The following is an 11,580-nucleotide window of genomic DNA, read 5'->3' on the forward strand; positions in this document are numbered from 1 at the left end:
GCCTAATCCGGGCTACAGTCCCAGTACGGCGCAGATCGTAGCCCGGATCAGGCGCAGCCGTAATCCGGGAATCACATAACAACTGTCACAAAAATATTCAGAGAATGCCAACATGACCCGGCTCATTAAAAAATACAAAAACCGTCGTTTGTACGACACCAAAACCAGCCAATACATAACCGTAGAAGAACTGCAGCGCTACGTGGTTGAGGGCATCCCCTTTCGCGTAGAGGACTCGAAAGAGGGGCAGGACTTAACCAACGCAACCCTGCTCCAGATTATTGTCGAAATGGAAAGTGGCAGCAGTAAGTTTTTATCCTCTGACATGCTGCGTCAGCTTATTATCTTAGCCCATCATCCCATGAACCAGGCTTTTAAAGAGATGCTGGAAAAAGTTTTCGCTGCAACGGTCAATCCAGGCCTTACCAACCCCTTTGCAGGCGACACAGACGAATACAGGCAAGTCACGGATCGGTGGCAGCAGCAGGTACAGGATATGCTGTCGCAGTGGCAGGGCTTGTTTAAAAAATAAAATCGGCCTCAATATATTCTGAACGGTCTATAATAAATTTATGCATCAAGACCGTTTGGTGACTCAATTGCCTAAAATAAAGTCCAAGTCTCGTTCAAAGAACGTAATGGAAATGACGTACACACAGAGCTCGAACCCAGATAGTAATGAGCTGATTAAAAGTCTGGCAGGTCGCAGCGCCAACGATATTTTTGACTACTTTAACTCAAAGGCTAACGCTCAGGCACGCAACTTATTTAAGCAGGACAAGGCGGTACAGGATTTCGTCTATCTGAAAATGATCCAGGATCCTCTGCAGATGCTTGCCCCTGCGCTGGATGACAGGACCCGCATGTCGGAGGTACTGGGGCAGCTCAAGCCAGAGCAGATTGACGTATTACATAACCGGCTGAGCAATTATCATTTACTGGAACTGTACAAGATAAATCCTGCTTTCGGCGAAAAAAGCCTGGCAATGATGGGTAATAATCCGAAACGTCAGGAGCGCCTGATTCAGGCGAGAGCCTTATTTGTCAGCAGCGACCGGGATCTGGATGCCCTGCATGACAGATTAAATAACAAAGAGCTAAAGGCCCGTTATAAAATGGACATTGGTTTTGCTGAACGAAGCCTGGCACGCCTGCAGACAACCGATGCCGATAGATATGAAAAAATGAACAGCGCTTATCTGAAAAATAAAAACAGAGTTGATAATGCCTATACCTTCAATCAAGGTGAGTACCTGAAAAAATATCCCCTGTTAAAAAACATCGATGGAGCCTGCTTCGGCTTCACCCTCAACTGGCTGGCTACGGATAAATTTCACAAAAGACTGCTTGAGGCAAAAGAAACGGCCAAAGGCGATCTGTTAAATCCGGTGATGCGGCGGGTAGTGGCTGCGCAATACCGGCAGGAATTGTTTGAACGTGAGAAAGCAGTTAAAACAATGGAGATATCAGATATTACAGAACGAAAAGCGGCGGCCACGGCCATTATTCAGGCAATCATCGCCAAACCGGAAGCCGAGCGTGCCTTGCTCTATACTCAGGATCACGTCATGGGACTGCGTATCAGGCATACGGACAAAGGCACTATAAAGATTCAGTATTATGATTCCAATCCGGGTAAGCGCCGTATAGCTGAGTTTAATCCGAACGATCCTCGAGCAACGAAACTAGCGGCAGGCCAGCTGTCCGCTCATTTGAAAGAGTCAAATGCTGAGGAAGTATCTATGTCTCTGCACAGTCGGGCTGCGCTCAAAACCTTTATATCAACGCAGGAGAAAGCACCGGCTACGAACTCAAGACTCGACGTGGTGGCAGAAAAGACCCGTGCGGAGGCGAGAAGAGCCGCATTAGAGGCTATTGCAGAACAAAAGCCTACTCGGGCGAAAGCCAGTCCCTCGAGTTCGACATCAGCCGCCCGCAGCTCACCGCCTGAGCCTCTCTCGACAAATCATAAAAAAAACAGTGAGAGTCCTTCGGCCGGAACGGCGGGTTATGGTACGGCATCAGCTGTTGCGAAGAGGGCTAACAATTCACCAGCTCCTGATGAACGCAGTCCTTTACTGCAGGCTAATATAAAAATCTGTTACACCTTTCGTGAAAAAATGTATAACCAGCAATTAATAGTCAGAGCAGATGCAACACGCACATACAACTATATTACGAACACAGCATTAGCTGGAGGGGAGTTAAAGGAACATATATTGCAGCATTTCGCCCGGGCGCTGGCTCCATTTCAAGGTGACAGAGTGGCTCTGGAGGCTAAAAAAGCTGAACTGCTGCAATCAGAAGAAGGCCGTTTACTGAAACAGGGGCAAAACTGGTTTACAAAGAAAACCGGCATAAAAACCGATTCGGTTAAAGCGCTGGATAAGATCGTCGATGATCTTGCAAAAATGGAGCCCGTGGATAATTATCAACGCACGCTCCGAGATTAAAATGCGTTTGCCGATAAATATGACAAATACCCTGTAAAATCGTACTATGTCCGTCTGTAATCAACATCAGGAAACCTTTATATGAACACCCTGCCCAATTGTCCCAAATGTCAGTCAGAATACACCTACGAAGACGGCGACCATCTGGTCTGCCCGGAATGCAGCCATGAATGGCAGAAGAACGCCGCCGAAGCGGAGCAGGAAACGGGGCGCGTGATTAAAGATGCGAACGGTACCGTTTTGCAGGATGGAGACACGGTCACCGTTATCAAGGACTTAAAGGTAAAAGGCTCGTCTCTGGTGGTGAAGGTTGGAATGAAAGTTAAAAATATCCGCCTGGTGGACGGCGATCACGACATCGATTGCAAAATTGATGGTATTGGCGCCATGAAGCTGAAGTCGCAGTTTGTGAAAAAAGTACTGTAAGACGTCTTATTCCTCATTCGAGCGGCAATACGTTTCCTTGATGAACAGCAGGGTCAGCAGAGACAGCAGCAGGGACGCAGGCAACAGCGACAGCGAAATATGGTACCCAGTTACCGAAAAGGAATGCACGCCAGCCACCGTTTCACCATGCCAGGTTTTATCAAGGAAAACGCCAACCAGGGGTTCAAACAAGGCTTCAAATACGGAGTTGAAGGTGTTCATGATGCCGAGAACCGTTGCTGCCAGCACAATGGGGAACAATTCGCGAATCATGGCAAAACTGGTAAAAAAGCCGCTGGCACCGAAGCCAAAGAAGAACAGCAGGATGATTAAGGTACTTAAGGACAGGCTGTTGCTGTACAGGACCACCAGCAGGCAGAGCAGGGCAGAGAAGGTGCCGACAAACAAGACCGTTTTGCGACGTTGTATGTAATCGGAAAACCAGCCCCAGAAAGGCGCACCGGCAGCGAAGCCGATAAAAATCGAGGATACGGCCAGAGCGGCATGATCACGCGACAGGTCATATGCGACCTGAAGAAAGGGCACGCCCCACAGCCCGCCAAACACGGAAACCGGCGCGAAGGCCAGCCCACTGTAGAGTGATAATACCCAGGCCTGTCTATTGAAGATGATACGGCCCAGCAAATGCGAGATTTTTTCATGTCCCTGCGCATGCTGCGTTTGGGGGTTCCCGGCTTTGTCCCGCACAACAAAAAAATAGATGGCAGCCAGGAGAAGTCCGATAAAGCCGACCACTTGCATGGCTGAACGCCAGCCAACCTGATGAACCAGAACCGACAGGGGCATTTGCCCGCCAACCGCACCCAGCATGGCTGCCGTCATGAACATACCTGACACCAGGGCAAAACGCCGGGGAGAAAACCAGACCGATGCCAGCTTGAAGCAGGAGACGGCTGCGAAGGCGGCACCGGCACCCATCAGGGCGCGGCTGAGGCAGGCCAGCCAGAGGCTGTGCGTTTCTGCAAACATCAGCGTACTCAGGCTGCAGAGTATGATGGCCGCACTGGTCAGCAGTCTGGGGCTGTATCGATCCAGCATGATCCCGACGGGAATCTGCATGACAAGATAAGCATAAAAATAGAAGGCCGACAGGTTGCCAAGCCCGGCGCCATTAATCTGAAAGGCGCGCATCAAGTCGCCCGTCATTACGCTGGGTGATACCTGCAATAAGTACTTGTAAAAGAAAAAGCTGGCGGCGATGGTCCAGAGGATCCATGGGTATACCATAGTCAGCCATGTGCGTTTTTCGGTGTTCACGGTTGCCCCATGGTTATAGTAAAAAATCAGTTGTGATTTAAATGGAACTTGATGCTAACTTTTTAGACAGTCAGTTGTCAAGTTGTTACAGGGTGTGGTTCCCGGATTACGGCTGCGCCTAATCCGGGCTACGGTGTTTTGGGGTGCCGTACTGGCAGGGGCTGTAGCCCGGATCAGGCGCAGCCGTAATCCGGGGTTTTTGACAGGGTATGATTTTCATCAAGGCGTGAATTTAGGCTTATCTTCGAGCGTTCTACCCGGGTTATCCTGTCTTTCCTGTTCCTTGATCCGTTGAACCCGGTCTTTCACACTGCGGAAGGTGCTGGCTGCTTTGCTGGCATCGACTTCGCCATTTTGCGTGTAGACCTTACCGCGTTTACCGAAATAGCGGTGTCTTGCCAGCTCCTTTTTTACCTCGCGGACTTGTTGATTCGTTTGCCCTTCATCAAAAATACTGCCTCTCAGATGAAGAGGAACCGCGGCCAGAGCACCTTCAATACTTGCGGCCTTTACGTTTTTATTAACCGCAAAGAACTCGGTTTTGCCCGTGCGGTAATTGGCAACCGTGTTCTGGATTTCATGCACATCGGCCGAACTGACAGCATAAAGCGTGGCCGACAGATTGGTTTTCAGGTTTTCAAGGTCAGCTAACCTTTCTGTATATCTGAGACTTCTATCAATCCCAGTCAAATACTCTTGCATGTGCCGATCGTTCATGCCAACGGCATGCTGTGCAATAGCATCACGCAGCTCACTGCATTCGCTCTTTAAATGCGCCCTCAAAAGCTCATTTTCAGTGTCAAAGGTTGCCTGCAAACGCCTTTTGAGGTCATCCAGCGAGGCCAGATTGGCTGGAGATGCGATATGGCCCTTAAAATCGAGGTTTTCCTCATTTCGTTTGGCACGAACCGCATTAATCTCTCTGGCAATAGTGCCGCATTCCCGGCGTACTGCTTTCATAAGCTCGTCGGTCACGCGTTCAATGTCTTTGCTTAAATCTTTTTTAAGACCTGTCCAGTCCGCTGCACTGTTTGCTGATGTCAGGCGCTCTTCGTAGCCTGATTGGTTCTCGCCCTGTCTTTTTTTCAAGGCTGACAGTTCTTTTTCCAGCTGCTGGCAGTCTGCTTTCACTTCCTGAAGGGGATCCGGACGGGCTTTGCCCTTGCCCCTGGCTGCTGGCGGCATGCCTGGATCGTTGCTGCTGGCTGCATAGGTTTGCTGTGTACTGGAGCCCGCTATGGGTGTCTGTCTCGGGGCTGAGCCTTTGAAGGGATTCAGCCTCGATAACACACCCTTTTTCTTTTCACTGGGGGTGGAAGGAGCAGACGAACTGGCAGCCGCCATTTGTTCGGATGAAGCCTCGGCACGAGGATTCAGACCGTTATCCAGCATGCTGAGCTGTTGCAGCGCATCAGCGACCGGCATGCGTTCAGACGGATTTAATCGAACCAGCGATTGAATCAGCGTGCGGCATTGCCTGCCTTCTTCCGATTCAAATAACGGCTTGGAAAAATCAAAATCCTGGCCGTTTGTTTGCCTGTTCAAATACGCGCTATCGCAACCAGTGAGGTACTGATAGAGATTTTTACCCAGCATCCAGGCATGGTATTGATCGGCATTGAAGGAAAAATCATCCCTCAGTATGTCTTTGCGCACTTCGGGGGGATCCATATACTGTGTCGAGACGAAATCAAACCACTGACTGTCATTGTTGTGTTTTATAATCATCCCATCCGTAACAGGTAGCAGCGATTTTGTATCGGCCAGCCTGAGTTTCCCATGCTTATCGATGAGTCCATTTGCGTTTTTCAGATCGCTGACGGCCACGTTTTCCCGTCCCATGTCTACCAGCATTTGCGCCTGTTGCCGATAGATATTGACCGCTGATTTTAAACGTGCCTCGTCCGTCTTGTGCTGCTTACTGTGACTTACCAGATCTCCACCAGCAAAATATTCGCTGACTTGCAGATTGTGTGTAGCTGGTTCGCGTTTTTTATTAATAATAGTGATGCTGCGGTCCACTGCCAGATTTGGCAGGTAGATCCCCGCCGCACTGTCAGTCACTTTTTCTTCGAGACTTTTGGGCGTATTGCCTCGCCTGTCTACTTTGATAACAAATGTATGCTGGCCGTCTGTGCTTTCAACGGTCAGATTTCTTGCATTTTTTCCACCTAAAAATTTAATTTTATGAGTAGAGAGCAACCCGGCAAAGGTTTTGGCGCCCGGTTCTCCGGGGGCATATAATTTTGCCAGTTCTTCCTCGCGGTTGTATTTGCTGCCACGGGCCAGAATTTCCGTCAATCCGGCGACTTTTTCAGGCGGCATGTTGGCAATGAACTCAGCAAAAGGGTTGTTTTGGACTAAGGGCTGCGTGCCCAGAGACGGATTTTTCTGTTCCATGCTGAGCAACCGGGCATTGGTGGCAGACACGAGATCTCTCATGGCCTGTGCCTGCTTATCGGTCAGGGTGCTCTGCTCTGCAATCCAGGTGCGCACGCTGCGTTTCAGACGAATGAGCTCACGATGCAGTCCCTGTTCAGACGTTTGCTGCGAGGTGCTTTCAATCGCGGCCCGGATTCCCTCCAGACCGCTCAATTCACCGAAAACTCCCTTTCCTTTCCGCAGGCGATCGAATGATGTTTTCCATGATTTGGACGAGGTTGCCAGACGCGAATACTCCTCCTCATCCAGTCTGGGTTGGTAAATCGACTCAACACCGATTTTCTTCAATTCTTCCTGCACGGATTTTACCATCTCAATCTGGAAAATACGCTGGAATTCAGGTGACTGGGCGATGAGTGCAGGTGGAAATTTATTGATGATATGAGTCGTGTGCTGCTGCAATTCCAGTAATATTTCCAGTTTTTGCTCTTTTGTTTTTGCCCGATTAAACTGCGCTATCAGGCGGTTGAGCTGTTCAACGCCGGTATTGGCTTCACTGATAAAGGCCGAGTTACGGGAGTAGTCACCCTCGGTTTCTGTTAATCTCGTTATTGGTTTCATGAGCCTTTTCACCCGAAAGTATTAAAAAATAGACGATATGATTATATTATACCCTATTAAGTGTATCATCATCAATCATATTGTGTTTTTGGATGGCACAAATGGCGCCATGGCTCATGGATTCAAACGTGGACTCGCTGTCCCGGCTTTTCTGCGCTGTGCGCACATCTGTGATAATATAGACAGCTGTATTAAAAAACGAGCGGAACAGTCCATGACTCAGCACAGCGAACATGAAACGGCTTTTTCTTCCCTGCCTTTGCGGGATGAATTACTGAAAAGCCTGGAATCCCTGCAATATCAACAAATGACCCCCATTCAGCAGCACAGTCTTCCTGTTATCCTGCAACAAAAGGATGTCCTGGCTCAGGCGAAAACGGGTAGTGGCAAAACGACAGCCTTTGGCCTGCCCATTCTGCATCGCCTGAAACTACAGTGGTTTGCCGTTCAGGCTTTGATTTTATGCCCCACGCGTGAGCTGGCAGAGCAGGTCAGCCAGGCCTTACGGCGTCTGGCCTGTTTTCTGCCCAATGTGAAAATAGTAAATTTATCAGGCGGTATACCCATGCGGCCACAGGAAGACTCCTTAAAACATGGCGCACATATTGTGGTTGGCACGCCGGGGCGCGTGCAAAAGCACCTGGATAAAGGATCTCTGACGCTGGCCGGCTTGACTACACTGGTGCTGGATGAAGCGGATCGTATGCTTGATATGGGTTTTCTTGATGATATGAAAGTCATTATGTCTCTCTGCCCGAAACAACGACAGACCCTGCTGTTTTCTGCAACCTGGCCTGATGAAATCAGACAGATCTCCCAGCAGTTTATGCAAAATCCTGAGGATATACGTATCGAGGAAACGCAGGCCCGACAGGACATTGAGCAGCGTTTTTTCGAAGTTCCACGGGCAGCCGACAAGTTTTCTGTGCTGCAGTCGCTCTTGTATCGACACAGACCCGAATCGACACTGATCTTCTGTAACACCAGACAACAGGTAGCTGATTTGGCCGATCGCCTGATTCAGGCTGGTTTTAGTGCCACCGCGCTGCATGGTGATATGGAGCAGCCCGAGCGGGATCTGGCCATGCTGCGCTTCACCAACCGCAGCAGCTCTATTCTGGTGGCTACGGATGTGGCCGCCAGAGGACTGGATATCAAAGAGCTGCCTGTGGTGATCAACTACGAGCTGGCCTTTGAGCGCGACGTGCACACGCATCGGGTCGGTCGTACTGGCCGGGCAGGTCATCAGGGGCTGGCTTTCAGCCTGACGGTTCCGGGTGATGCGCAGCGTGTTCTTATGATTGAGGAGGCTCAGGCAAACCCTGTTGTCTGGGGTAAACCTGAGGAGCTGAAGGCAGTCGAAAAGATGGCTTTATTACCCCAGATGCAGACGCTGTGTCTGTTCATGGGCAAAAAAGACAAGATACGCGCCGGAGATATTCTCGGCGCCTTGACCAAAGACGCCGGACTTCCTGCCGATTGCGTGGGCAAAATTGACATCACGCCGTTTAATTCCTACGTTGCCATTCACCGCAGCCAGGCAAAAAAAGCCTGGCAGTATCTGCAGAATGGGAAGTTAAAAGGGCGCAGGGTTCAGGCGAAGATCCTAAGCTAGTGCCGAATGATTTAATAATGTACATAAAAGCAGTAGGTTGGGCCTTGGCCCAACAAAGAATATCTCACCAGAGCCATTGTTGGGCCAAGGCCCAACCTACAGCTGTTTAATGTTGACGTACTGCGAGGAGCGCTCGCACATCTCCCTCGCCTGACTTCTTTGAGCTGCGGCCATGTTCGCATGAAACAGGCTGTATCGTGTAAACGAGCGATCAATTCGCCCCTCGCATAACAGAACATCGCGAAACAGCTCTTTGCGATTTCTTTTTTCGGGCGGGAGCTGGTTCACCTCCTCAAGCAATTGCATGATGTTATTCTCTTCATAGGCCCGGTGAGATGAATACAGCAGTTTCAACGCCAGTTCAGGAAACACGATGGGAATATAGTTAAATTTGTCCAGCAGACAATAAAACGCCAGCGCGTCACCCGTTTCAAAACCTCGCCACAAGGCATCCATCAGCAGATGGCGTTCCTGTTTCATGGCCTGTTCAAGGATTTTTCCAGCACGCTCATTCAGGAAATTCATCAGAATGGGGGCCGGATTTTGCTTGAGGTTAGCCATCATGCGCAGGGCATTCAAAATCAGTCCGGGTTCGCGTTTCATGCTGGATACATTCTGCTCGGCCCGCTGTAAATCCGCGGCACCCTCATACATGTCAACAAAGTAATCCTGCCAGACTTGATCGACCACGACGTCATGATGCACATTGAGCGCTGGCGCCTGAGCCCGCGTATACTGGTTGATCCATCCGTTGAAGGCATGGTATTCCATGCCGAACTCCTGATCGAGTAACTCACGCTGTTCAGCCAGGATGCGGGCGTTGTCCAGCTCCTGCTGCCTGAGCACAAACCGTTCAATTGGATTATCTGGTTGCTCGTCAGGATTATCAAGCAGACAAAGCGTATTAGCGTTACGTTGCTGCTCAGCCATAACGCTGAGCAATGATTTCCAGAGCCCGTTCAGCCGCGCCGCTTTTTCAGCGAGCTCGGAGGCAAAGAGGCAGGCGTTAATGTCGATGTCCTCAAATAATAAAGACTCAGGCTCTGCAGACGAAATCGGCGCTTCTGATTCAGGCACACCGCTTTCAGCAATGGATGGCTGCTCTACAGGCAGTGGTTCCTCCTCAGGCATCGGAGCAGGTATTTTCTGCAGCGAGAATGCCGTCAGGCTGACCGCTGCGGCCTCTTGAGCAGCGGTCAGGTGTCGCTCTTTCCTTGCCCTGGCCGCCCGTCTTTTTGACGCAGACGTTTGATGCGCTTTTACTGCATGACTCTCATCATTTATGAGAAAGTGGCCGAGGATATCCGGAAGGGCGGGCCTGCTGATCTTCAGCTGTGATACCACTTTGGCATACTCCGGCGCCATCGCTTTAAAATATCCCAAAACGGTCGCGCTGATTTCCGAAAACGCCGGGACAGCAAGGCAGGTCCGTATAAATTTAAACATCAGGTCATGATCAAGATGAGGTATTTGAATTAAGGTCCTACTAAGACTCAGAATGACCTCAAACGATTCCCTGACAGAGAGGCTGTCTGGCTTAAACTGTAAATACTGGGTGCATTCCACCGCAGATAAGAGCATAACATTCTGAAGTATAAAGATTTTTTCTTTGTCGAGTCTGGGCAGGTGCTCCGGCTGAAGTATCAGTCTTAAGGGGCCGGTACGCGCCCGTATCTGCCAGGCAGGAGGCAGTGGCTGCCTCGGCATCTCCTGAGCCAGAAATCGGATGTGTTCCACCGAATGTCTGATGAGGCTCAGCAGGGTGGGCAGGTCGTTCTGATTTTCCCTGGGTAACATGCAATATATCATGCCGACTTTTTTTTGAATCCGGTCAAGATTTTTTTCCTGCAGCACCTGCCATGCTTTATGAGCGGTACTCAGCAGCTTAATAAACGCGTTACTGCTCAGCAACCGAAATGTATCATCCCGTACAATTTTAATATGCTTTGGATCTGTTTTTTTCAGGGTAGCCAGTGCCTGTCTGGCGCAGGCAATGTCTTTAGGCTGGCGCGAGAATACGGCGTATTTGCCAAAAAAATCATATAGCGCAATAAGTTGTGCTGTCAGGTCTGGATTGCTGAATAATGCATTTGTTGACTCGCGGCGGCAAAAATCCTGAATAGCCTGCATCTGCAAGGCGATCCGTTCAGCCTGATTGCGAGGAGGCGTGGGAGCAAATAAGCCCCAGTCCATCTTAAGGCCTGTCGGCTCCAGGTCCGCTTCTGGGTATTTTTCCAGTGCGGTCAATTCTCTGATTTTTTCACCAAATGCTTTTGCCAGCTCATAATTAAAGCGTAACTTTTGATCAAATTCTGCGGGTTCTGTCAGCGGATTTGGCAGGCGGGCCTGCTCTGCGGCCTCCGGCTCGCATATCTGGCCTGCTGTCTTAAGGAACTGACGGCATGTTTGTTCGCCCTTAGCGTCTCTCCGCAGCTGTGCCAGATTGCAGCTAAACATAAACAACTGAATCAGTGCGATTCTGCTTTGATGGTATTCGGGTTGGTTTTTCAGTATGTCGAGTTTTATATCCGAAGAGCAAAAATGGTTTAGGGCGTCTGCCATGGCAATCTGTTCGGTACTTAAGCTGTAATAGTTTTCTGAATGGTCTTTGGAACTGGCGGGAAACATGCGCATACCTCGTGATGATATTTTGAGTTTAAAGGGTAAAATTTAGGCGCGCAGTCTATCATAGAATCATTCAATGTCTTGTTTATTATTTGCCAGGGGCTGTTGACAGTTGATCCCCATCCCCTAACGCCGTCGTACCGCGGCGTGACCGCGGTATCCATTGATAGCAATTTCCAT

General features: G+C 49.8%; 7 protein-coding genes. 4 read left to right on the top strand and 3 right to left on the bottom strand.

From position 1 onward, the window contains the following. Positions 1 to 112 precede the first annotated feature (112 nt). From ACQUTA_RS06535 to ACQUTA_RS06545, 3 genes are all read left to right on the top strand, one after another. Complete coding sequence (locus ACQUTA_RS06535; RefSeq protein ID WP_444987420.1) at positions 113 to 532, top strand: polyhydroxyalkanoate synthesis regulator DNA-binding domain-containing protein; 420 nt, start codon at positions 113 to 115, stop codon at positions 530 to 532. Between the two features lie 112 nt (positions 533 to 644). Continuing rightward, positions 645 to 2,453, top strand: a complete 1,809-nt coding sequence (locus ACQUTA_RS06540; RefSeq protein ID WP_444987421.1) for a hypothetical protein — start codon at positions 645 to 647, stop codon at positions 2,451 to 2,453. An 81-nt stretch (positions 2,454 to 2,534) separates the two neighbouring features. Further along, positions 2,535 to 2,879: a zinc ribbon domain-containing protein YjdM gene (locus tag ACQUTA_RS06545; protein ID WP_444987422.1), complete on the top strand. Its 345-nt coding sequence runs from the start codon at positions 2,535 to 2,537 to the stop codon at positions 2,877 to 2,879. Positions 2,880 to 2,885: 6 nt separating this feature from the next. Here the strand turns inward: ACQUTA_RS06545 and ACQUTA_RS06550 are convergent, their stop codons facing one another. Both ACQUTA_RS06550 and ACQUTA_RS06555 read right to left on the bottom strand, forming a co-directional pair. Continuing rightward, on the bottom strand, positions 2,886 to 4,157 hold the full coding sequence (locus tag ACQUTA_RS06550; protein WP_444987423.1) for an MFS transporter: 1,272 nt from the start codon (positions 4,155 to 4,157) through the stop codon (positions 2,886 to 2,888). A gap of 219 nt (positions 4,158 to 4,376) precedes the next feature. Then, positions 4,377 to 7,160, bottom strand: coding sequence for a protein kinase family protein (locus tag ACQUTA_RS06555; RefSeq protein WP_444987424.1), 2,784 nt, complete (start codon positions 7,158 to 7,160; stop codon positions 4,377 to 4,379). 214 nt (positions 7,161 to 7,374) lie between these two features. On the opposite strand from ACQUTA_RS06555, the gene dbpA reads away from it, so the two are divergent. Then, complete coding sequence (gene dbpA, locus ACQUTA_RS06560) at positions 7,375 to 8,775, top strand: ATP-dependent RNA helicase DbpA (protein ID WP_444987465.1); 1,401 nt, start codon at positions 7,375 to 7,377, stop codon at positions 8,773 to 8,775. A 96-nt stretch (positions 8,776 to 8,871) separates the two neighbouring features. Here the strand turns inward: dbpA and ACQUTA_RS06565 are convergent, their stop codons facing one another. Continuing rightward, positions 8,872 to 11,403 carry a hypothetical protein gene (locus ACQUTA_RS06565; protein WP_444987425.1) on the bottom strand — a complete coding sequence of 844 codons (2,532 nt, stop codon included), beginning with the start codon at positions 11,401 to 11,403 and terminating at the stop codon, positions 8,872 to 8,874. Positions 11,404 to 11,580: the final 177 nt, after the last annotated feature.

The sequence above is a fragment of the Legionella navarrensis genome, assembly GCF_052527415.1.

What these genes read in the sequence shown, in the direction of transcription:
- ACQUTA_RS06535 (WP_444987420.1), top strand. Translation starts at nt 113, where the DNA reads ATGACCCGGCTCATTAAAAAATACAAAAACCGTCGTTTGTACGACACC.
- ACQUTA_RS06540 (WP_444987421.1), top strand. Translation starts at nt 645, where the DNA reads ATGACGTACACACAGAGCTCGAACCCAGATAGTAATGAGCTGATTAAA.
- ACQUTA_RS06545 (WP_444987422.1), top strand. Translation starts at nt 2,535, where the DNA reads ATGAACACCCTGCCCAATTGTCCCAAATGTCAGTCAGAATACACCTAC.
- ACQUTA_RS06555 (WP_444987424.1), bottom strand. Translation starts at nt 7,160, where the DNA reads ATGAAACCAATAACGAGATTAACAGAAACCGAGGGTGACTACTCCCGT.
- dbpA (WP_444987465.1), top strand. Translation starts at nt 7,375, where the DNA reads ATGACTCAGCACAGCGAACATGAAACGGCTTTTTCTTCCCTGCCTTTG.
- ACQUTA_RS06565 (WP_444987425.1), bottom strand. Translation starts at nt 11,403, where the DNA reads ATGTTTCCCGCCAGTTCCAAAGACCATTCAGAAAACTATTACAGCTTA.